Origin of the sequence: Citrobacter europaeus (assembly GCF_037482245.1) — a bacterium.
Classification (GTDB): domain Bacteria; phylum Pseudomonadota; class Gammaproteobacteria; order Enterobacterales; family Enterobacteriaceae; genus Citrobacter; species Citrobacter europaeus.
In genome coordinates, this window is sequence record NZ_CP148084.1 from 581,074 (window position 1) to 603,130 (window position 22,057).

Below are 22,057 nucleotides of genomic sequence, written 5' to 3' on the forward strand. Positions count from 1 at the left end.
ACGATCCTTTTAGGCGTTCCAGGGATGAATAACAACGCCCTGTACAACGCGGTTAACAGTGCCGCTGGCAGAAGGTGTATCTGGTGTATTGCCGATATTGATGGATTGCGTCAAAGCAAAAACCTGGGCATAGATCAGGAAGCAGAACGCCAATTCCATATCGATGAAAGAGCGTGCTGGCGGCAGCAAAATATGTGGACCAGCTTCAATCACCTCATGGGTTTGTGCAGAAATCGCGACAACCCGCAGCGCCTGCCGATCGCGGCGTAACTCTGCTAACAGATCGAGATCATATTGGCGTGTATAGGGGTGGCTGGAAACAAAGACCACTACCAGCGTTTCGTTATCAACCAACGATTTTGGACCGTGACGAAAACCGGTCGGAGAGTCATAGAATGCAGTAAGTTTGCCCGCTGTCAGCTCCAGGACTTTCAGTGCAGATTCTCGTGCCACCCCCTGTAATCCACCGCTACCGAGATAGACGATCCGTTTCCAGGGCTCATTGCCAAATACACCGTCGCTGAAATCGCCCAGGGAAGTCAGGATCGTTTGGCACCGATCGGCCACGTCGCGGAAGGTCTGACTGTTGAATTTCTCTGGGGCGAATACTGCCAGGCAACTGGCCATCATGGTGGTAATGCTGCTGGTCATGGCAAAACCGCGGTCATGCGTTTCTGCGGGCATTAACAGAGCAAAGGCGTTGTCGCTTGCGACTGCGTTTTGATACAGGCTACCTGCTTCGTTGCAGGTGATCGGCAGGTGATAACACTCAGGCACAAACTGATTAGCCAGTTCCACTGCCGCAACGCTTTCTGGGCTGTTACCTGAGCGAGCGAAAGAAACTAGTAACAGCGGATGTGCGGGACTCAGGTAATCCATCGGATTGGTGACCAGGTCTGTGGTCGGCACAGCACTTATATTTTTTCCGGTATAGCTTGCCAGCCACGGAGCGATGATGTCGCCAATGAACGCTGAGGTCCCGGCCCCGGTCAGTACGATCCGCAGATCGTTTTTGCGCAACAATGGCGCAAGAAAGCTATCAATGGTGGATCGAATATTGTCGATATTGGTGAGAGAACGGATCCAACTGGCAGGTTGTTGACGGATCTCTTCTTCGGTCCAGGTGCCTGTTACCGCAGTAACAGGGGTATAGGTTTCTGGCATAACTTAAGTCCTTAGTCTCGTAAACTCCACTTAAGACACTGGCGATTTATCGCCATCTTTCGTTTCGTTTCATTTGTTCATCATGTTGATTGATTAAAATCTATAGGAAAGAAATCGAAAGAGCAATGATTCGAAATGAAATAAAACGAAATTTGTGATCGTGAGAACGAAGGATGCGATTATCTTATTGATCTATAAGGATGAGATTTGTTGAAAGGTGGCCAGGCATTTACTCAAGCGAAAGGAAAAGAAAGGCCTTGCGATCGAAGACCGCAGGCCAATAGAAGATATAATGAAAGGTCAAAGGGGGAGAGCCTGACCCTGAATCCAAATCTGTTGTAAATGCAGCCCGCTATTTAGCGCGATCGCGTCGGCACGTTTGCCCACCGCTAACGACCCCAGTAGGCGATCGATGCCCAATAGACGTGCGGGGTGGAGAGAGGCCATATGAATTGCTTCTTCTGCCGTTACCCCGGTCAACTCGACCATATTACGTACTGCTGTATCAACCGAGAGCGTGCTGCCAGCCAGTCCACCGGACGCGGTACGCACAATTCCGCTGCGCATTTCCACTTCCTCGCCGCAGAGCGTATAGCGCCCGTCTGGCATTCCTGCAGCCTGCATGGCATCGGTGATCAGCACCAGTCTGTCTTTCGCGCAGCAGCAGCACAGTTTCATGGCCGCCGGGTGGACGTGGTGTCCGTCAGCAATAAGCTCCAGCCAGGCACGAGGGTCGGTTAACCCTGCGCCAACCATTCCGGGCTCCCGGTGATGTAAGCCAGTCATACCGTTATAGCAGTGAACCAATCCGTCAGCACCGGCGTCAAAGGCCGCGCGGGTTTGTTCCCAGGTGGCTGCGCTGTGGCCCAGCATTACCCGTACGTTGCGCCGCTTCAGATGTTCGATAGCCTGCAATGCACCGGTTTTTTCTGGCGCCAGCGCAACGACGCGCAATGTTTGCTGGGAAATCGTAATCAGTTCATCCAGTTCACTGAGTTCCAGTTCCCTGAAAAGCTCAGGCGGATGCGCACCTTTGTTCTGTGGCGTAAAGTACGGGCCTTCAAGATAACTGCCCAGCACCTGTGCGCCAGGCCCACCAGAATGGTAGCGACGGGCGATACGTTCCAGCGCTTTGTGAATATCCGGTAGTGGAGCGGTGACGGTGGTGGGTAGCCAGTTGGCTACCCCTTCACGCGCTTTGTGCATCGCCAGTTTGTCGAGCGTATCTGGTGACTCATCCATCACATCGACGCCCGCACCACCGTGCACGTGGGTATCAATGTAAGCCGGACAAAGCAGTTCAGCGTCGCGTTCCATAACGCCGGAAGGAATTGGCTCTATGGCAGCAATGATACCGTCTTCAATGTGTAATTGATGATCGTCCAGCCAGCCCTGTTCGGTCAGTAGACGTCTGGCACGCAGTTGCTGTGTCATATCCCTTCCTCAACGGGTTTTTCCTCGCGACAGCGTCCCAGCTCATCCACCAGGCTGGTTAAACCCCGGTGTCCGCACTCCAGCGCCTGTAAACGAAACGCTTCGCTGCTCAGGCCGTCGCGCTCCAGCACCATCTCCAGTAGCAGTTGTAGATTGGTACCGGTGATAACTTCAGTGCCTTGCCTTTGCATGGCCAGCGTGGAAGCGACGCGAAATGGCGTCCCGCCCAACAGATCTGTCAGAAACACGATGTCTTGCTGAGCATCCAGTTCACTCACCGCCTGTTCAAGTTGCGAGGTGAGTAAGGCAGTGGTTGAGGTTTCAGGAAAGTCGATGGCAATGAACTGAGTTTGCTCACCCAAAATCTGTTTCATCGCTTTTTCCATTCCGCTGGCAAACCCGCCATGACCCGTCAAAATAATACCTAACATCTACAACCCCTTATGTTTACAGGAAGTGACAGAACTTACCTACGACGCCGAGCACCACGGTAATGGCGATAAGGCGCAGAGGACTCCAGCCACGACGGACCAGCCAGAACATAGTCAACGTGTAGACCAGCGGCAAAAATGCAGGCATCAGCTTGTCTATCACGTCTGTTTGCAGTTTCACAACCGCATCGCCAGCAGTAATTTCCAGCGTAGTGTTTAGACGAACATAGGTTGCTACCAGCGCGCCGATCACCGTCATCCCAACGATGGATGCTGCATGCCCAACCTTTTTGGTGTTAGCTTTAATTAGCGGGATGGCAGCAACGCCCATTCGATAAGCATAGTGTGCCAACCCAAAGCGCAGTCCAAGATGAACCACGTTAAACATAACAATAAAGACAACTGCGCCAAGAATAGAGCCTTGCAACGCCAGACTGGCCCCGATACCGCCGCAAATAGGCAATAAAGTTAACCAGAACATGGCATCACCTATACCGCCAAGTGGCGCACCTACAGCAATCTTGGTGCTTTGAATACTGTTCACATCCTGCTTGGAGCGTTCCATCGCCAGGATAATCCCGATAACAAACGTGACCAGGAACGGGTGCGTGTTGAAGAAGCCCATGTGGCCTTTCATCGAACGCGCCAGATCGCGTTTGTTGGTATGGATCTTTTTCAGTGCAGGTAACAGGCCATACAACCATCCTGATGCCTGCATACGTTCGTAGTTAAAAGAGGCTTGTAATAACATTGAACGCCAGGCAACACGGTTGATATCTTTTTTCGTCAGCTCGGCACCGATATTCTGGTCTTCGTAGACGTTTTCATTGGTGCCGGACAGTAGTGTTTCTTCGGTTTCGGAAACGTTCGGCAGAGCCGTTTGATTAGATGCCATCTTCGAATTCCTCTTTTTGTGCTGCAGGAGCTGTAGGTTCAGGTGATTTACGCAGAAAGTCGATCAGCGCCATTGCCAGTGCTGCTGCGGCAATAGCCAGCACGGGGAGTTTGAGCCAGGCTGCGGCAACAAAACCCAGGATGAAGTAGGGGATATAGACGTTTTTCATCATGATTTTCAGCAGTACGGCGAAGCCGATAGCTGGCATGATGCCGCCTGCCACCCCGAGGCCGTCAATCAGACGCGTCGGCAGAACATCTATAGCGGTTTTGGCATGTTCTGCACCAAAGTAAATCGGCAGGAACGCGCATAAAAAATAGAAGGTCCCCAGCGCCAGCAACGCCAGATAGTTGACCCGCTCAATCCCTGCAGTATCGGCATTCGCTGCCATGCGATCGCACCGAGCCATCACCCCTGACATCACTGAGAACAGGAAGGTAATTCCCATCTGTACCGCTACGGCGAACGGTACCGCCACACCCACGGCAACTTCGGGTTTCACTCCGGTTGTTATGGCAAACGTGGTTCCTACGATAGTACCGATAATCACGTTTGGCGGTTGAGCTCCAGCCAGCGGGGCCAGACCCATCCACACCAGTTCCAGCGTACCACCTGTTAAAATACCGGTATGCAAGTCGCCCAGAATCAGACCGACTAGCGGCCCGAGAACAACCGGGCGGTGCATGTGCGTTAACCCGTTGAACATATCCAGCCCTGCAATAAAGGCGAGAATACCCAACGCAAAAGCCTGCAACAGACTGATTTCCATTGTGAATCCCTCAGAGAAGTTTATAGAGGTCCTGGGCGGGTTCTGTTGGAACGCCCTGAACGAAGCATTCCACCCCAGCGGCTTTAAGTCCGTTGAACGCGGTAATATCGGCAGCGTCTACAGAAACCGTTTTGGCGATTTGTTGCTTGCCGTTGGCGTAGTGCATATTGCCAACGTTGATGCGGTTAACAGGAACACCGCCTTCGACCAGACGAAAGAAATCCGCTGGCGATTTGCAGACCAGCAGAATTTTCTGGCGATCGGCGGCACGGTGAATATTGTCGATCACTTTTTGTAGTGACCAGAAGCGTACCGCGATCCCTTCTGCCAGTACCATTTCCATCAGGTTTTGCTGCACTGGATCTTCTGCTACCTCATCATTAGCGACCAGCACCAGGTTTGCCCCCGCAAACCCAACCCATTGCACACCAACCTGACCGTGAATCAGACGTTCATCAATGCGACTTAATACAATGTTTGGCATGGTATTTTTCTCTTTTTTGTTATGCGTTACGATCTGGAGCACCCAGGCAGGCGCAGTGATATTGCTGCAGTATGTCCTGAATATGGTTAATGATGAGTTCTCGCGGCGTAGCGCTGAGACCTCCCTCGCGTACTTTTACGTATTGCAAAGGTAAATACTGGCTTATCAGCGGCAGTGGAATGGGATCATCCGCCAGGTTACGCACCAGACGTTCGAATGCCTCATCAATCTGGCTGTCCGGCCAGTAGTAACGAACCCGATCGGAGTAGCTATATCCGCGGGCCAGACGGCGTGCGTTGCCATCGCCGTGATAGTGGCTCTGCCAGTACTCTGGTCGATCAAGCATCACGCTTTCCAGCACGTGTCGCAGGCCTGAGCAGGCTTTTGCAGGCAGCAATTCTTCTTCAATGGCAGCTAACGAAAACAGCGCTTCGCGCAGGGCGAAGGTCAGCGCAGGCCCCACTTTCAGAATAGCGAAGTGGTCTATCACCAGTTGGCGCAAGGACTGTGGCGTTTGGTAATCGGTAGAATGCGCTTCAAAAACCAGCGTGTCGTAGTCTTCCACCATTTTGCTGAGCGCCACGGCTTTCTGTGGTTGATAATCAATGATGTGTGTGTGGTCGAATTCAACGCCAGGTTGCACCACCAGGGCAATAATACGTGGCCAGATACCTTCCAACCCGCGCTTTTCAAAGGCGTGATAGTGGGCCTGTAATGTTGCGCGTGCAGCATCCGGCGTTGTTACCGCCAACTCGGTTAACGTTTCGTGGGCGCCGCCAGGAACCGGAACCTCTGTGCCAATCACATAGACCAGGTCAGACTCACCAAAATGTGCCATACAGGTTTCTTCGGCAATTTTTGCCAGGCGCGCAGCACGCTCGGCGACGATGTCATCCGTCAGTGGAACCGGGTCGTTAGCACAAGACATGCTGCAATCGAGGTGGATTTTTTTAAAGCCTGCGATGACATAGCTTTTAATCAAATCGTCAGCGTTGGCCATTGCCTCTTCTGCTGGCAAATTTTGCCAACGGTTTGGCCCAAGATGGTCTCCGCCGAGAATCAGCATATCCTGAGAAAAATTAAGCGAGCCGGCTAAATGGCAGACAAAACCGCGAAAATCGGCTGGTGTCATACCCGTATAGCCGCCAAACTGATCAACCTGGTTAGAGGTTGCTTCGATCAACAGCGGTGTATGATTGGCATGGGCGTAGCGTATTGCGGCTTCCAGTACGACTGGATGCGCAGAACAAACGGCATAAATCCCGTTTGCTTTCCCCCGTTTATGCTGCTCGACCATTTTAGTTAGATGTTTCACTTTCCTCTCCAGGTCAGATAACTTCGACATCAATCTTTCGTTTTGTTTCATTTAATACTGCATGATGGTGGTATAAAAATAAAACGAAAGATAATGGATTTCCGATCTGTTTCACAAAAGAAACACAATGAAAGGTTTCAGCATAAGTCCATCCGGCTCCTCCCTGCTTGCGGGGCTTGCATTCGTACAAAAGAAAGGCGTTAATAGACAAAACGAAATAAAACGAAAGATTCAACTAAAGGATTTCTTATGAGTAACACCGAGTCTTCTGCAGACAAGCGCGTTATCGGTACCAGCGAAAGACGTGAGCAGATCATCCAGCGGTTACGGCAGCAGGGAAGCGTTCAGGTTAACGATCTTTCCTTATTTTTTGGCGTCTCCACGGTCACTATTCGCAATGACCTCGCTTTTCTGGAAAAGCAGGGAATTGCGGTACGCGCCTATGGTGGAGCGCTGATTTGCGAAGGTAATGCGCCGGTTGCGGAGCCTTCTGTTGAAGATAAGAGTTCGCTCAATACGGCGGTCAAACGCAGTATTGCCAGAGCTGCCGCGGAGTTGATTCAACCGGGACACCGCGTGATCCTTGACTCCGGCACCACCACCTATGAAATTGCCCGCCTGATGCGCCAGCATTCCAATGTTATTGCTATGACCAACGGTATGAATGTCGCCAATGCGTTACTGGAAGCCGAAGGAGTTGAGCTGTTGATGACTGGTGGCCATTTGCGTCGTCAGTCGCAATCGTTTTATGGCGATCAGGCTGAGCAATCGCTACAAAATTATCACTTCGACATGCTGTTTCTTGGCGTTGATGCTATCGATTTAGAACGTGGTGTGAGCACTCATAATGAAGATGAAGCGCGCCTCAACCGCCGGATGTGTGAAGTGGCTGAGCGCATAATTGTTGTTACCGACTCGACGAAATTTAACCGCTCGAGCCTGCATAAGATCATTGATACTCAGCGGATTGATATGATTATTGTCGATGAAGGTATTCCAGAGGAGAGTCTGGAAGGATTACGTAAGCATGGGATTGAGGTGGTTCTGGTGAGTATCTGATAAAAAAGGCCGGGAAGTTTGCGAACTTCCCCGACCTGTAATCGAATTTAACTTTCAGGAATCAAGTCACTGGCGCTGGGTTAAACACCGCCAGTTGGTTGTGCAGCCCCCACTGATCTGAGAAGGTTTTCTTACGTCCGCTGGCGACGTCGAGAATAAACTCGAACAGTTTCAGACCCACGTCTTCAATGGTTTCTTCTCCGGTGGCGATGGTGCCTGCGTTGATGTCCATCAGGTCAAACCAACGGTTGGCCAGCTCAGTACGCGTCGCCATTTTTATCACCGGCACGGCCATCAGGCCGTACGGCGTACCGCGACCGGTGGTGAACACCTGTACGGTGATCCCGGAAGCGACCTGCTGCGTACCGCATACAAAATCACTGGCGGGTGTTGCGGCGTAAATCAGACCACGTTTGGTTGGACGCTGACCCGGCGACAATACTTCGACAATGGCGCTCTTGCCGGACTTGGCAATAGAGCCCAGCGCTTTTTCCACCACATTTGCCAGACCGCCTTTCTTATTGCCCGGAGAAGGGTTGGCGCTGCGATCCGTTTTGCCCATATCCAGGTAGTTATCGTACCAGGCCATCTCTTCGAGCAGGCGTTTACCTACTTCTTCGTTAATCGCCCTTGGGGTCAGAAGGTGGATGGCATCGCGCACTTCGGTAACTTCAGAGAACATCACAGTCGCGCCGCAGCGTACTAACAGGTCGGAGGCATAACCCACCGCCGGGTTGGCCGTCACGCCAGAAAATGCATCGCTGCCGCCGCACTGCATGCCGACCACCAGTTCTGATGCCGGGCAGGTTTCACGCTGTCGCTGATTGAGTTTTGCCAGATGGCGTTCGGCCACCTGCAAAATATCGGCAACCATCGATTGAAAGCCAATGTGCTTTTCATCCTGCAGGCTGACGACGCTGGCGCTGTCGACCGGAATACTTTTCACATCGTGCGTACCTTCGAGCAGGCGCTCTGGCTGTAGTTTTTCACAACCGAGGCCGATGACCATCACTTCACCGCCAAAATTCGGGTTAAGCGCAATATTGTGAATGGTGCGAATCGGCACAATGGCGGCTGGGGCATTGATCGCCACGCCGCAGCCGTACAAGTGATTGAGCCCCACCACGCCATCAACGTTCGGGTATTTGGGCAGCAGATCGCGCTCAATGATTTTCACCACATAATCCACCACACCCGCCACGCAGTGCACACTGGTCGAGATGCCGAGCAGATTCTTGGTGCCGACGCTACCGTCAGCATTGCGGTAACCTTCGAAGGTATAGCCCTCCAGAGGCGGCAGCGGCTCTGGCACTTTGGTTGCCAGCGGCAGCGTCTCCAGCGGTGGAGCTTTGGGCAGTTCAACCATTGATTCATCAATCCAGCTGCCGCGTGGGATATCGCGAACGGCATAGCCTATCACTTCGCCATAACGCACGATTTCGCCGTGAACAGGAATATTCAGTAGCGCCACTTTATGGCCCTGGGGAATATGTTCAATGAGTTCCAGTCCGTCCGGAAAACGCGTCCCGGCTTTCAGACCATTGTCATTGACAATTATCGCCACATTATCTGTTTCGTGAACTTTAATATAAAACGCCGTTGGCGATTCTTGTCTGATTTCGATGTCGGCCATTGTCCAGTATTCTCCAACAAGGTGGTGATAATAGTGTGAATATTTATATTTTGAATCTAATTGTAAGTAATAAAGATTCGATATCGTGAAATAAGAATGTCAGGAGTTTAATGCCAAGAATGTGACGATGATCACTTAAACTCAGCAAGGCCGGGCTACCAGGGGCAGCAATACGTAAATGTGTGCATTAGCGCCCATGCGTGTGGGCATATGCCCAAAACATTAATTTAATAACGCGTTATAAATGAGCGCTTGCACAATGATTAACGTTACGCTGCTGATTATACTGAATCACGGTTTTATAGCGTCTGATAAATTATTATGCGTTCTAATTATCAGTAATTTATCACCAGGAATATCTACTCAATAATAATAAAAATTTAATGTACCCGAGGTAATTAGAATGATTCTGGATACAGTTGTCGAGAAAAAGAAAGGTACGCACACCCGTTATTTAATATTGCTGATAATATTTATCGTTACCGCCGTTAACTATGCGGACCGTGCGACGCTATCTATTGCCGGCACGGAAGTAGCGAAAGAGTTGCAGCTCAGCGCCATCTCTATGGGTTACATTTTCTCCGCCTTCGGCTGGGCTTACCTGTTGATGCAAATCCCCGGTGGCTGGCTGTTGGATAAATTCGGCTCGAAGAAAGTCTACACATACAGTCTGTTCTTCTGGTCACTGTTCACCTTCCTGCAAGGCTTTGTGGACATGTTCCCGCTGGCCTGGGCGGGTATTTCAATGTTCATCATGCGCTTTATGCTGGGCTTCTCGGAAGCGCCGTCCTTTCCGGCGAATGCTCGTATCGTGGCGGCCTGGTTCCCGACGAAAGAGCGCGGTACGGCATCCGCAATTTTTAATTCCGCGCAGTATTTTTCCCTGGCGCTGTTTTCTCCGTTGCTCGGCTGGCTGACCTTCGCCTGGGGCTGGGAGCACGTGTTTACCGTAATGGGCGTGATTGGTTTTGTGCTCACCGGGCTGTGGGTAAAGTTTATTCATAACCCAACCGATCATCCGCGTATGTCGCAAGAAGAACTGAAGTTTATCTCGGAAAACGGCGCGGTCGTGGATATGGACCACAAAAAGCCGGGCGATGTGAAGTCAGGTGGTCCTAAACTGCATTATATCAAGCAGTTGCTCACTAACCGTATGATGCTTGGCGTGTTCTTCGGCCAGTATTTTATCAACACAATTACCTGGTTTTTCCTCACCTGGTTCCCGATTTACCTGGTACAGGAAAAAGGCATGTCGATCCTCAAAGTTGGCCTGGTAGCTTCGATTCCGGCGCTGTGCGGATTCGCCGGTGGTGTGCTTGGCGGCGTGTTCTCTGATTATCTGATTAAACGTGGCTTCAGTATCACACTGGCGCGTAAGCTGCCGATTGTGCTCGGCATGCTGCTCGCGTCGACCATTATTCTGTGTAACTACACCGATAACACCACCCTGGTGGTCGCACTGATGGCGCTGGCGTTCTTCGGCAAAGGCTTCGGGGCGCTGGGATGGCCGGTGATTTCCGATACCGCGCCGAAAGAGATTGTCGGTCTGTGCGGTGGGGTATTTAACGTATTTGGTAACGTGGCTTCCATCGTCACTCCGCTGGTGATTGGGTATCTGGTGAGCGAGCTGCACTCATTTAATGCTGCGCTGATGTTTGTAGGGTGTTCGGCGCTGATGGCAATGGTTTGCTACCTGTTTATTGTCGGTGACATTAAACGTATGGAATTGCAGAAATAAACAAAGGTATAGGCGATGAATAACACGATTTTCCCGAATAAGTTTAAAGCGGCTCTCGCGGCGCAACAGATTCAGATTGGCTGCTGGTCTGCATTAGCCAGCCCAATCAGCACTGAAGTTTTAGGCCTGGCGGGGTTTGACTGGCTGGTGCTGGACGGCGAACACGCGCCGAACGATATCTCGACGTTTATCCCGCAATTGATGGCGCTGAAAGGCAGCGCCAGCGCACCGGTAGTGCGCGTACCGACCAACGAGCCGGTAATCATCAAGCGCCTGCTGGATATCGGATTTTACAACTTCCTGATCCCGTTCGTTGAGACAGAAGAAGAGGCGGTAAACGCCGTGGCATCGACCCGCTATCCGCCGGAAGGTATTCGCGGCGTGTCCGTATCCCATCGCGCCAATATGTTTGGCACCGTACCGGACTACTTTGCGCAATCGAATAAGAACATCACGATCATCGTGCAGATCGAAAGTCAGCAGGGCGTTGATAACGTTGACGCAATCGCGGCGACAGAAGGCGTCGACGGTGTCTTCGTCGGCCCAAGCGATCTGGCTGCGGCGCTAGGCCACCTTGGCAATGCGTCACATCCTGATGTGCAGAAAGCTATCCAGCACATTTTTGCCCGCGCGAAAGCACATGGCAAACCAAGCGGCATTCTGGCCCCGGTAGAGGCGGATGCACGTCGTTATCTGGAGTGGGGCGCGACGTTTGTTGCCGTTGGCAGCGACCTTGGCGTGTTCCGTTCAGCCACGCAGAAACTGGCTGATTCTTTTAAGAAATAACCACCATCGACAGTAGAGAGATAAAGATATGACAATGAAAGTTGGTTTTATTGGCCTCGGTATCATGGGTAAACCAATGAGTAAAAACCTCCTCAAGGCAGGTTACTCGCTGGTGGTTGCTGACCGTAACCCGGAATCCATTGCACAAGTGATTGCCGCAGGCGCTGAAACTGCCGCCACGGCGAAAGAAATTGCCGAGCAGTGCGACGTGATCATCACCATGCTACCGAACTCTCCGCATGTGAAAGAAGTGGCGCTGGGTGAAGGCGGCATTATTGAAGGGGCGAAGCCGGGCACAGTGCTTATCGACATGAGCTCCATCGCGCCGTTAGCCAGCCGTGAAATTAGCGATGCGCTGAAAGCGAAAGGCGTGGATATGCTGGATGCGCCGGTCAGCGGCGGCGAGCCAAAAGCGATTGACGGCACGTTGTCGGTGATGGTTGGCGGTGATAAAGCGATCTTCGACAAGTACTACGATCTGCTGAAAGCGATGGCAGGCTCCGTGGTGCATACCGGTGAAATTGGCGCGGGTAACGTCACCAAGCTGGCGAATCAGGTCATTGTGGCGCTGAACATTGCCGCGATGTCTGAAGCGCTGACGTTGGCGACCAAAGCGGGTGTGAACCCGGATCTGGTGTATCAGGCGATCCGTGGCGGGCTGGCGGGAAGCACCGTGCTCGACGCGAAAGCACCGATGGTGATGGACCGCAACTTTAAACCAGGCTTCCGTATTGACCTGCATATCAAAGATCTGGCGAATGCGCTGGATACCTCTCATGGCGTTGGCGCCCAGTTGCCGCTGACTGCTGCAGTTATGGAGATGATGCAGGCGCTCCGCGCAGATGGATTGGGGACAGCCGATCACAGCGCACTCGCATGCTACTACGAAAAACTGGCGAAAGTGGAAGTCACTCGCTAACAAGAAGGGCGCGGATGCGCGCCCTGTATTTCTTGCCTTGCGCGGCACAGTCAGGCTACATAACTATGAAAATCGTAATTGCCCCAGACTCTTATAAAGAAAGCCTTTCTGCCACCGAGGTAGCTCAGGCGATAGAAAAAGGATTTCGGGAAATTTTCCCCGATGCGCAATATGTTTCTGTTCCGGTTGCCGATGGCGGTGAAGGAACGGTCGAAGCCATGATTGCCGCGACGCAAGGGAGTGAACATTCAGCATGGGTGACGGGGCCGCTGGGCGAAAAAGTGAATGCCTGCTGGGGCATGTCCGGGGACGGTAAAACCGCGTTTATCGAAATGGCGGCAGCCAGTGGTCTGGCGTTGGTTCCTCCTGAAAAGCGCAACCCTTTAGTCACTACGTCGCGTGGCACCGGGGAGTTGATTTTGCAGGCGTTGGATAGCGGTGCGCAGAGCATCATTATAGGCATTGGCGGCAGTGCGACTAACGACGGTGGCGCGGGTATGGTGCAGGCGCTGGGGGCGAAACTTTGCGATGCCAATGGGACAGAGATTGGCTACGGTGGCGGAAGCCTGATGAGTCTGAATACTATCGATATCTCGGGTCTGGATCCGCGCTTAAAAACCTGTTCCATTCGCGTGGCCTGCGATGTGACTAATCCACTCATTGGCGATTCTGGCGCTTCGCGCATTTTTGGACCGCAGAAAGGGGCAACGGAAGAACGCATTCTCGAACTGGACCGTAATCTGTCTCACTATGCTGACATTATTAAAAAGTCTCTGCGAGTTGATGTGAAAGACGTGCCCGGCTCCGGTGCGGCTGGCGGAATGGGCGCAGCGTTAATGGCTTTTTTAGGCGCGGAGCTGCGCAGCGGTATCGAGATTGTGACCCAGGCGCTCAATCTGGAAGAGCATATTCACGACTGTACGCTGGTGGTGACCGGCGAAGGGCGGATCGACAGCCAGAGCATTCACGGCAAAGTACCGGTGGGTGTGGCGAACGTCGCGAAGAAGTACCACAAGCCAGTCATTGGTATTGGCGGCAGCCTGACGCGCGATGTAGAGGTGGTGCATCAATATGGTATCGATGCGGTGTTTAGCGTATTGACCAGCATCGGCACGCTGGAAGAGGCCTTCCGTGGGGCATTTGATAATATTTATCGCGCTTCAAGAAACATCGCCGCCACGTTGGCGATAGGAATACGCAGTGCGGGGTGACATTGCTCCGCAAACCCTCTATACTGCGCGCCGAAGCTGACCAGACAGTCGCCGCTTCGTCGTCGTCCTCTTCGGGGGAGACGGGCGGAGGGGAGGAAAGTCCGGGCTCCATAGGGCAGGGTGCCAGGTAACGCCTGGGGGGGAAACCCACGACCAGTGCAACAGAGAGCAAACCGCCGATGGCCCACGTAAGTGGGATCAGGTAAGGGTGAAAGGGTGCGGTAAGAGCGCACCGCGCGGCTGGTAACAGTCCGTGGCACGGTAAACTCCACCCGGAGCAAGGCCAAATAGGGGTTCACAAGGTACGGCCCGTACTGAACCCGGGTAGGCTGCTTGAGCCAGTGAGCGATTGCTGGCCTAGATGAATGACTGTCCACGACAGAACCCGGCTTATCGGTCAGCTTCACTCTTTATAAAACCCCGCTTCGGCGGGGTTTTTGCTTTCTGGGTAGGTTGGATGAATGACTGTCCACGACGCTATGCTCAAAAGAACGCGGCTTATCGATCAGCTTCACTCTTTATAAAACCCCGCTTCGGCGGGGTTTTTGCTTTCTGGGCTGTTGTTACGCTGGGTTTACCACAGTTATGGCGTTTATTTCCCTTTATCTAACCTTTATTTGACCTTTATTTACGCGCTGAACTTCATTTATCTGAGGGAATGTCTGGTGGGATATTTCATTTTTTGTGATGACTAGCACAAAACGCTGAGCGATACGTTTTTATCGAGAATAATCGAACGCAATCGATCGCCATCACAAAATTACTTGCTAATAAATTGCACAAAATAACTGTTAATGCAATGTTGCATGTGATAATGGTTTGTTTGTTTAGGTTTAAATATTAATAAATGCAATGTTTCTTTACAAACAAATAAGGCCAAAAAACGTGATGCATAACGTTATTTAATCACTATAAACAATAAAATCAAATTATTTTTGATAAATTGCTTATTAAATTTAAGCACCGTTTTGCCTGATAATTACTCTGTAATTGATTGAAATATAGCCTTTCATGGATTTAAGAAATAGCAGGGAAAATGATGTCGTTATAGCCATAAAAAATCGTTATCCCCCCATCTTTTTTTGATTAAAGTCAGGATAAAGTGAGATCAATATTTCATATCTATATGATTATTAAGTGATTTCAATTTTCATAATAGTCTTACAAAATGTAAGTCAAGGGGATTTGTGAGTGGTAGCACATATCCTTGTTCGCTTAATTTGGTACACTTCCTGCCGTCAACAAAGTAATTAGCGTAGGTCGATATGAATACTATTACACTCCCTAAAACACAGCACTTAGTGGTCTTTCAGGAAGTCATTAGAAGTGGTTCTATCGGCTCAGCTGCAAAAGAATTAGGTTTAACTCAACCGGCTGTCAGCAAAATCATTAATGATGTAGAAGCTTATTTCGGTATTGAGTTAGTTGTACGTAAAAATACTGGTGTGACATTAACTCAGGCAGGTCAGGTGATGCTCTCATGGTCTGAATCTATTACCCGTGAAATGAAAAACATGGTTGATGAGATGAACAGCATGACGAGCAACGCGGTCGTTGATGTGTCGTTTGGCTTTCCTTCACTGATTGCCTTCACCATCATGTCCGGCATGATTAAAAAATTCAAAGAAGTGTTTCCGAAAGCGCAGGTTTCTATGTATGAAGCTCAGCTCTCCTCCTTCTTACCGGCGATTCGTGACGGACGTCTGGACTTCGCCATCGGTACGCTGAGTGATGAGATGAAACTGCACGATCTGCACGTTGAGCCGCTCTTTGAGTCAGACTTTATCCTGGTCGCCAGCAAGTCCCGAACATGCACCGGCATCACCTCGCTGAGCGCGTTGAAAAACGAACAGTGGGTGTTGCCACAAACGAATATGGGTTACTACAGCGAACTTCTTACCACGTTACAGAATAATGGCATCAGCAGTGAAAACATCGTTAATACAGACTCCGTCGTTACGATTTATAATCTTGTTCTCAGTGCTGATTTCTTAACAGTAATTCCCTGCGATATGACCACACCGTTTGGCTCAAACCAGTTTATTACTATCCCGGTAGAAGAAACCTTACCCGTCGCGCGTTATGCCGCCGTATGGTCGAAAAATTATCGAATTAAAAAAGCAGCATCTATTTTGGTGGAATTAGCCAAAGAATATTCATCATATAATTGTCGGAGACGAAGGCAATTAATTGAAATTGATTAAAGATTGAATTTGTTTTAACACGAAATCAACGCCATCTGTCTATATCTGACAATGGTCACGGCTATCTATTTACTTTAATACCCTAGTAAGAGGTTCTAATGCACATTACATACGATCTCCCAGTTGCAATTGAAGATATCCTCGAAGCGAAAAAAAGACTGGCGGGGAAAATTTATAAAACGGGAATGCCTCGCTCTAACTATTTTAGTGAACGTTGCAAAGGGGAAATTTTCCTCAAGTTTGAAAACATGCAGCGTACCGGTTCATTTAAAATCCGTGGCGCGTTTAACAAGCTCAGTTCATTAACCGAAGCTGAAAGATGTAAGGGTGTGGTGGCTTGCTCTGCAGGTAACCATGCGCAAGGCGTTTCTCTCTCCTGCGCTATGCTCGGAATCGACGGCAAAGTGGTGATGCCGAAAGGCGCGCCGAAGTCTAAAGTTGCTGCAACCTGTGATTATTCTGCAGAAGTTGTGCTGCACGGCGACAACTTCAACGACACCATCGCTAAGGTTAGCGAGATTGTGGAAACGGAAGGCCGTATCTTTATTCCGCCATATGATGACCCGAAAGTCATCGCTGGTCAGGGGACTATTGGTCTGGAAATTCTGGAAGATCTGTACGATGTCGATAACGTGATTGTGCCAATTGGCGGTGGCGGACTGATTGCTGGTATTGCGGTGGCAATTAAGTCTATTAACCCGACCATTAAAATTATTGGCGTGCAGTCTGAAAACGTTCACGGCATGGCGGCTTCTTTCCACGCTGGAGAAATAACCACGCACCGAACGACCGGCACCCTGGCGGATGGTTGTGACGTTTCCCGCCCGGGTACTTTAACGTATGAAATTGTTCGTGAGTTGGTGGATGACATTGTCCTGGTCAGCGAAGATGAAATTCGCAACAGCATGGTGGCATTAATTCAGCGAAATAAAGTTGTGACTGAAGGTGCCGGCGCGCTGGCATGCGCAGCATTATTAAGCGGGAAATTAGATAGCTATATCCAGAACAGAAAAACAGTCAGCATTATTTCTGGCGGTAATATCGACCTTTCTCGTGTATCTCAAATTACTGGTTTAGTTGACGCTTAATATACTTCGTTGAGGATAGGATATGAGTACTACTGATAGCATTGTATCCAGCCAGACAAAACAGTCGTCCTGGCGCAAATCGGACACCACCTGGACACTGGGTTTATTTGGTACAGCCATCGGCGCAGGGGTGCTGTTCTTCCCTATCCGCGCAGGTTTTGGCGGACTGATCCCCATTCTGATCATGCTGGTGCTGGCATACCCCATTGCCTTCTATTGCCACCGTGCGCTGGCACGCCTGTGTCTTTCCGGTTCTAATCCTTCCGGTAACATCACAGAAACGGTTGAAGAGCACTTTGGTAAAACGGGCGGCGTGGTTATCACGTTCCTCTACTTCTTTGCGATTTGTCCGCTGCTGTGGATTTATGGCGTCACCATTACCAACACCTTTATGACCTTCTGGGAAAACCAGTTGCAGATGCCCGCGTTAAACCGTGGCTTCGTGGCACTGTTCCTGCTGCTGTTGATGGCATTCGTCATCTGGTTTGGTAAAGATCTGATGGTTAAAGTGATGAGCTACCTGGTATGGCCGTTCATTGCCAGCCTAGTGCTTATTTCTCTGTCCTTGATCCCATACTGGAACTCTGCGGTTATCGATCAGGTTGATCTCAGCAATATCGCACTGACCGGTCATGACGGCATCCTGGTTACCGTGTGGCTGGGTATTTCCATCATGGTGTTCTCTTTCAACTTCTCACCGATTGTTTCTTCCTTCGTGGTCTCCAAACGTGAAGAGTATGAGAAAGATTTTGGTCGCGAGTTCACCGAGCAGAAGTGTTCTAAAATCATCTCCCGCGCCAGTATGCTGATGGTTGCCGTGGTTATGTTCTTCGCCTTTAGCTGCCTGTTCACGCTGTCTCCGGCAAACATGGCGGATGCGAAAGCGCAAAACATTCCGGTACTGTCTTACCTGGCAAACCACTTCGCTTCACTGTCCGGTACGAAGTCCACCTTCGCGACCGTTCTGGAATACGGTGCTTCAATCATCGCACTGGTTGCTATCTTCAAATCTTTCTTCGGCCACTATCTGGGCACGCTGGAAGGACTGAACGGTCTGGTGCTGAAGTTTGGTTACAAAGGCGATAAAACAAAAGTTTCTGCCGGCAAACTTAATACCATCAGCATGATCTTCATCATGGGTTCTACCTGGGTTGTGGCTTACGCCAACCCGAACATCCTGGACCTGATTGAAGCAATGGGCGCGCCGATTATTGCCTCTCTGCTCTGCCTGCTGCCGATGTACGCCATCCGTAAAGCGCCATCACTGGCGAAATACCGTGGCCGTCTGGATAACGTGTTTGTTACCGCGATTGGTCTGCTGACCATCCTGAACATCGTCTACAAACTGTTTTAATCCTTAAGCTCAGGATGAGCGGAGTAGTGAAATGAATGAGTTTCCGGTAGTACTGGTTATTAACTGTGGTTCATCCTCCATTAAATTCTCAGTGCTGGATGCAGCAAACTGTGACGTTTTAATGGCGGGAATTGCAGACGGTATTAACTCTGAAAATGCGTTCATAGCAATTAATGGAGGAGAGCCAGCTAAGCTGGCTCACCACAGCTACGAAGACGCATTAAAAGCAATTGCCGTTGAACTGGAGAAACGTAATTTAATGGACAGCGTGGCCTTAATTGGCCACCGCATTGCCCACGGCGGAAATATCTTTACCGAATCAGCAATTATTACTGAGGAAGTTATCGACAATATTCGCCGGGTATCGCCTTTAGCGCCGTTACATAATTATGCGAACCTCAGTGGGATCGAGTCCGCTCAGCACCTTTTCCCAGGCGTGCAGCAGGTCGCGGTATTTGATACCAGCTTCCACCAGACGATGGCTCCTGAGGCCTATCTGTACGGTTTACCGTGGAAGTATTTTGAGGAGTTGGGCGTTCGTCGTTACGGTTTCCACGGCACGTCGCACCGCTATGTTTCTCAGCGAGCGCATGAGCTTCTCGAGCTGCAACACGATGACTCAGGTCTGGTTGTGGCGCACCTGGGGAACGGCGCGTCAATTTGTGCGGTACGTAACGGACAGAGCGTTGATACCTCAATGGGCATGACGCCTCTGGAAGGGCTGATGATGGGCACACGCAGCGGCGACGTCGATTTCGGCGCGATGGCGTGGATTGCCAGCGAAACCAACCAGACGCTGAGCGACCTTGAGCGTGTAGTGAATAAAGAGTCCGGTTTACTGGGTATTTCCGGTTTGTCCTCTGACTTACGTACGTTAGAAAAAGCCTGGCACGAGGGACATGAGCGTGCGCAGTTGGCGATTAAAACGTTTGTGCATCGTATTGCACGTCATATCGCTGGACATGCCGCATCACTGCATCGTCTTGATGGGATTATTTTCACCGGTGGAATCGGTGAGAACTCGGTATTAATTCGTCGTCTGGTTATTGAACACCTCGCCGTTTTAGGGGTGAATATCGACAGCGAGATGAATAGCCTGCCAAATTCCCATGGCGAAAGAATTATCTCTAATAAAGATGCTCGTGTTATTTGTGCGGTAATTCCCACAAATGAAGAGAAAATGATTGCGCGTGATGCCATTGCGTTAGGCAAAATTAATACACCAGTAGAATTTGCATAATTAATTTTCAGCAGAGAGATTATTTTTCATGAAGGTAAATATCGATACCAGCGATATGCTGTATGCCGAAGCCTGGAATGGCTTTAAAGGTACGGACTGGAAAGAAGAAATTAATGTCCGTGATTTTATTCAGCACAACTATACGCCTTATGAAGGGGATGAATCTTTCCTCGCCGAAGCTACGCCTGCGACCACTGCGTTGTGGGAAAAAGTTATGGCGGGCATCCGTATTGAAAACTCGACCCATGCGCCGGTTGATTTCGATACCAATATTGCCACCACGATAACCGCGCATGACGCCGGTTATATTGAACAAGAACTGGAAAAAATCGTCGGTCTGCAAACAGATGCGCCGCTCAAGCGTGCCCTGCATCCGTTCGGCGGCATCAACATGATCAAAAGCTCTTTTGATGCTTATGGTCGTGAGATGGATGCTGATTTTGAATACCAGTTTACTGAACTGCGTAAAACCCATAACCAGGGCGTATTCGACGCCTACTCTCCGGATATGCTGCGCTGCCGTAAATCCGGCGTGCTGACCGGCCTGCCGGATGGTTACGGTCGTGGTCGTATCATCGGTGATTATCGCCGCGTCGCGCTGTACGGTATCCGCTACCTGGTGCGCGAGCGTGAACTGCAGTTTGCCGATCTCCAGTCTAACCTGGAGTGGGGCCAGAATCTTGAAGCCACGATTCGTCTGCGCGAAGAACTGTCTGAGCACCGCCGCGCTCTGCTGCAAATGCAGGAAATGGCGGCGAAATACGGCTGCGATATCTCCCGTCCGGCGCGTAATGCGCAGGAAGCGGTGCAGTGGGTGTACTTTGCTTACCTGGCTGCGGTGAAATCGCAGAACGGCGGCGCTATGTCGCTGGGCCGTACCGCATCGTTCCTCGACATCTACATTGAGCGCGATTTCAAAGCGGGTATCTTAAACGAGCAGCAGGCGCAGGAGCTGATCGACCACTTCATTATGAAGATCCGTATGGTGCGCTTCCTGCGTACGCCGGAATTCGACACGTTGTTCTCAGGCGACCCTATCTGGGCGACCGAAGTTATCGGCGGCATGGGGCTGGATGGCCGCACGCTGGTGACGAAAAACTCGTTCCGTTACCTGCATACTCTGCACACCATGGGCCCGGCGCCTGAGCCGAACCTGACTGTACTGTGGTCTGAGCAGCTACCGATTGCCTTCAAAAAGTACGCCGCCCAGGTGTCTATCATCACTTCATCTTTGCAGTATGAAAACGACGATTTGATGCGCGCCGACTTTGACAGCGATGACTATGCCATTGCCTGCTGCGTCAGCCCGATGGTTATCGGCAAACAAATGCAGTTCTTCGGTGCGCGTGCCAACCTCGCCAAAACGTTGCTGTACGCAATCAACGGCGGCGTGGATGAGAAACTGAAAATCCAGGTCGGCCCGAAAACGGCTCCGCTGATGGATGACGTGCTGGACTACGACACGGTGATGGAGAGCCTGGACCACTTTATGGACTGGCTGGCCGTGCAGTACATCAGCGCGCTGAACATCATCCACTACATGCACGACAAGTACAGCTACGAAGCTTCGCTGATGGCGCTGCACGATCGTGATGTCTATCGCACGATGGCCTGTGGTATGGCGGGTCTGTCCGTGGCGGCGGATTCTCTGTCGGCTATCAAATATGCTCGCGTGAAACCGATTCGCGATGAAAATGGTCTGGCCGTTGATTTCGAAATCGAAGGCGACTATCCGCAATACGGCAACAACGACGAGCGCGTAGACAGTATTGCCTGCGACCTGGTCGAACGCTTTATGAAGAAAATTAAGGTGTTGCCAACCTACCGTAACGCGGTGCCAACGCAGTCTATTCTGACCATCACCTCCAACGTGGTGTACGGACAGAAAACCGGTAACACGCCGGACGGACGTCGCGCTGGTACGCCGTTTGCGCCAGGGGCTAACCCGATGCACGGCCGCGATCGTAAAGGTGCGGTGGCGTCGTTAACGTCGGTCGCCAAACTGCCGTTCACCTATGCCAAAGATGGTATCTCGTACACCTTCTCCATTGTGCCGGCTGCACTGGGCAAAGAGGATGGGGTGCGTAAAACCAACCTGGTCGGTCTGCTGGACGGTTACTTCCACCATGAAGCGCATGTGGAAGGCGGGCAGCATCTGAACGTTAACGTTATGAACCGTGAAATGTTGATGGATGCCATTGAGCACCCGGAAAACTATCCGAACCTGACGATCCGCGTGTCTGGCTATGCGGTGCGCTTCAACGCGCTGACCCGCGAACAGCAGCAGGATGTTATTTCACGTACTTTCACCCAGGCGCTCTGACGCCGGAGGG

18 protein-coding genes and 1 other RNA gene are annotated in these 22,057 nt (G+C 51.0%); 11 read left to right on the forward strand and 8 right to left on the reverse strand.

What is annotated here, in order from left to right:
- Positions 1–9: 9 nt before the first annotated feature.
- The 7 genes from WHR59_RS02860 to kbaZ all read right to left on the reverse strand — a co-directional run bounded on the left by WHR59_RS02860 (position 10) and on the right by kbaZ (position 6,474).
- Entirely contained in the window at positions 10–1,164 is a 1,155-nt protein-coding gene (locus WHR59_RS02860) for an AgaS family sugar isomerase (protein ID WP_100193670.1), read from the reverse strand.
- A 300-nt stretch (positions 1,165–1,464) separates the two neighbouring features.
- Entirely contained in the window at positions 1,465–2,598 is a 1,134-nt protein-coding gene (gene nagA / locus WHR59_RS02865) for an N-acetylglucosamine-6-phosphate deacetylase (protein ID WP_043017759.1), read from the reverse strand.
- Positions 2,595–3,029 (reverse strand): PTS galactosamine/N-acetylgalactosamine transporter subunit IIA, encoded by a 435-nt coding sequence (agaF, locus tag WHR59_RS02870; protein WP_038634146.1) that lies wholly within the window; start codon positions 3,027–3,029, stop codon positions 2,595–2,597. Before agaF ends, nagA begins: the two co-directional genes overlap by 4 nt.
- Before the next feature lie 16 nt (positions 3,030–3,045).
- Positions 3,046–3,924: a PTS N-acetylgalactosamine transporter subunit IID gene (gene agaE, locus WHR59_RS02875; protein WP_043017758.1), complete on the reverse strand. Its 879-nt coding sequence runs from the start codon at positions 3,922–3,924 to the stop codon at positions 3,046–3,048.
- Entirely contained in the window at positions 3,914–4,693 is a 780-nt protein-coding gene (gene agaW, locus WHR59_RS02880) for a PTS N-acetylgalactosamine transporter subunit IIC (protein ID WP_003839998.1), read from the reverse strand. Before agaW ends, agaE begins: the two co-directional genes overlap by 11 nt.
- Before the next feature lie 10 nt (positions 4,694–4,703).
- Positions 4,704–5,177: a PTS N-acetylgalactosamine transporter subunit IIB gene (gene agaV, locus WHR59_RS02885; RefSeq protein WP_003024925.1), complete on the reverse strand. Its 474-nt coding sequence runs from the start codon at positions 5,175–5,177 to the stop codon at positions 4,704–4,706.
- A 19-nt stretch (positions 5,178–5,196) separates the two neighbouring features.
- Entirely contained in the window at positions 5,197–6,474 is a 1,278-nt protein-coding gene (gene kbaZ, locus WHR59_RS02890) for a tagatose-bisphosphate aldolase subunit KbaZ (protein WP_338844052.1), read from the reverse strand.
- Between the two features lie 267 nt (positions 6,475–6,741).
- On the opposite strand from kbaZ, the gene WHR59_RS02895 reads away from it, so the two are divergent.
- Complete coding sequence (locus WHR59_RS02895; RefSeq protein ID WP_043017756.1) at positions 6,742–7,551, forward strand: DeoR family transcriptional regulator; 810 nt, start codon at positions 6,742–6,744, stop codon at positions 7,549–7,551.
- Between the two features lie 61 nt (positions 7,552–7,612).
- On the opposite strand, the gene garD is transcribed toward WHR59_RS02895, so the two are convergent.
- The gene (garD, locus tag WHR59_RS02900; RefSeq protein ID WP_043017755.1) at positions 7,613–9,184 is read right to left on the reverse strand and encodes a galactarate dehydratase; all 1,572 of its coding nucleotides are present in this window, start codon (positions 9,182–9,184) and stop codon (positions 7,613–7,615) included.
- Between the two features lie 403 nt (positions 9,185–9,587).
- On the opposite strand from garD, the gene garP reads away from it, so the two are divergent.
- The 10 genes from garP (at position 9,588) to tdcE (ending at position 22,047) form a co-directional block, all read left to right on the forward strand.
- On the forward strand, positions 9,588–10,922 hold the full coding sequence (garP, locus tag WHR59_RS02905) for a galactarate/glucarate/glycerate transporter GarP (RefSeq protein WP_003024898.1): 1,335 nt from the start codon (positions 9,588–9,590) through the stop codon (positions 10,920–10,922).
- A gap of 15 nt (positions 10,923–10,937) precedes the next feature.
- Positions 10,938–11,708, forward strand: a complete 771-nt coding sequence (garL, locus tag WHR59_RS02910; protein WP_005131731.1) for a 2-dehydro-3-deoxyglucarate aldolase — start codon at positions 10,938–10,940, stop codon at positions 11,706–11,708.
- A gap of 28 nt (positions 11,709–11,736) precedes the next feature.
- Complete coding sequence (gene garR, locus WHR59_RS02915) at positions 11,737–12,627, forward strand: 2-hydroxy-3-oxopropionate reductase (RefSeq protein WP_043017754.1); 891 nt, start codon at positions 11,737–11,739, stop codon at positions 12,625–12,627.
- Between the two features lie 65 nt (positions 12,628–12,692).
- Positions 12,693–13,838 carry a glycerate 2-kinase gene (gene garK, locus WHR59_RS02920; protein WP_043018011.1) on the forward strand — a complete coding sequence of 382 codons (1,146 nt, stop codon included), beginning with the start codon at positions 12,693–12,695 and terminating at the stop codon, positions 13,836–13,838.
- A 32-nt stretch (positions 13,839–13,870) separates the two neighbouring features.
- Positions 13,871–14,247, forward strand: an RNA gene (rnpB, locus tag WHR59_RS02925) — RNase P RNA component class A.
- Positions 14,248–15,103: 856 nt separating this feature from the next.
- Complete coding sequence (gene tdcA / locus WHR59_RS02930; RefSeq protein WP_047408417.1) at positions 15,104–16,042, forward strand: transcriptional regulator TdcA; 939 nt, start codon at positions 15,104–15,106, stop codon at positions 16,040–16,042.
- Between the two features lie 98 nt (positions 16,043–16,140).
- Complete coding sequence (tdcB, locus tag WHR59_RS02935) at positions 16,141–17,130, forward strand: bifunctional threonine ammonia-lyase/L-serine ammonia-lyase TdcB (RefSeq protein ID WP_003828594.1); 990 nt, start codon at positions 16,141–16,143, stop codon at positions 17,128–17,130.
- A 22-nt stretch (positions 17,131–17,152) separates the two neighbouring features.
- Entirely contained in the window at positions 17,153–18,484 is a 1,332-nt protein-coding gene (gene tdcC, locus WHR59_RS02940) for a threonine/serine transporter TdcC (protein ID WP_100193668.1), read from the forward strand.
- A gap of 31 nt (positions 18,485–18,515) precedes the next feature.
- Complete coding sequence (gene tdcD / locus WHR59_RS02945; protein WP_043017751.1) at positions 18,516–19,724, forward strand: propionate kinase; 1,209 nt, start codon at positions 18,516–18,518, stop codon at positions 19,722–19,724.
- A gap of 28 nt (positions 19,725–19,752) precedes the next feature.
- The gene (tdcE, locus tag WHR59_RS02950; RefSeq protein WP_080626059.1) at positions 19,753–22,047 is read left to right on the forward strand and encodes a 2-ketobutyrate formate-lyase/pyruvate formate-lyase; all 2,295 of its coding nucleotides are present in this window, start codon (positions 19,753–19,755) and stop codon (positions 22,045–22,047) included.
- The last annotated feature ends 10 nt before the right edge of the window (positions 22,048–22,057 follow it).

Coding starts and splice junctions, on each gene's coding strand:
- WHR59_RS02860 (WP_100193670.1), bottom strand. CDS start 1,164: ATGCCAGAAACCTATACCCCTGTTACTGCGGTAACAGGCACCTGGACC.
- nagA (WP_043017759.1), bottom strand. CDS start 2,598: ATGACACAGCAACTGCGTGCCAGACGTCTACTGACCGAACAGGGCTGG.
- agaF (WP_038634146.1), bottom strand. CDS start 3,029: ATGTTAGGTATTATTTTGACGGGTCATGGCGGGTTTGCCAGCGGAATG.
- agaE (WP_043017758.1), bottom strand. CDS start 3,924: ATGGCATCTAATCAAACGGCTCTGCCGAACGTTTCCGAAACCGAAGAA.
- agaW (WP_003839998.1), bottom strand. CDS start 4,693: ATGGAAATCAGTCTGTTGCAGGCTTTTGCGTTGGGTATTCTCGCCTTT.
- agaV (WP_003024925.1), bottom strand. CDS start 5,177: ATGCCAAACATTGTATTAAGTCGCATTGATGAACGTCTGATTCACGGT.
- kbaZ (WP_338844052.1), bottom strand. CDS start 6,474: ATGGTCGAGCAGCATAAACGGGGGAAAGCAAACGGGATTTATGCCGTT.
- WHR59_RS02895 (WP_043017756.1), top strand. CDS start 6,742: ATGAGTAACACCGAGTCTTCTGCAGACAAGCGCGTTATCGGTACCAGC.
- garD (WP_043017755.1), bottom strand. CDS start 9,184: ATGGCCGACATCGAAATCAGACAAGAATCGCCAACGGCGTTTTATATT.
- garP (WP_003024898.1), top strand. CDS start 9,588: ATGATTCTGGATACAGTTGTCGAGAAAAAGAAAGGTACGCACACCCGT.
- garL (WP_005131731.1), top strand. CDS start 10,938: ATGAATAACACGATTTTCCCGAATAAGTTTAAAGCGGCTCTCGCGGCG.
- garR (WP_043017754.1), top strand. CDS start 11,737: ATGACAATGAAAGTTGGTTTTATTGGCCTCGGTATCATGGGTAAACCA.
- garK (WP_043018011.1), top strand. CDS start 12,693: ATGAAAATCGTAATTGCCCCAGACTCTTATAAAGAAAGCCTTTCTGCC.
- tdcA (WP_047408417.1), top strand. CDS start 15,104: ATGAATACTATTACACTCCCTAAAACACAGCACTTAGTGGTCTTTCAG.
- tdcB (WP_003828594.1), top strand. CDS start 16,141: ATGCACATTACATACGATCTCCCAGTTGCAATTGAAGATATCCTCGAA.
- tdcC (WP_100193668.1), top strand. CDS start 17,153: ATGAGTACTACTGATAGCATTGTATCCAGCCAGACAAAACAGTCGTCC.
- tdcD (WP_043017751.1), top strand. CDS start 18,516: ATGAATGAGTTTCCGGTAGTACTGGTTATTAACTGTGGTTCATCCTCC.
- tdcE (WP_080626059.1), top strand. CDS start 19,753: ATGAAGGTAAATATCGATACCAGCGATATGCTGTATGCCGAAGCCTGG.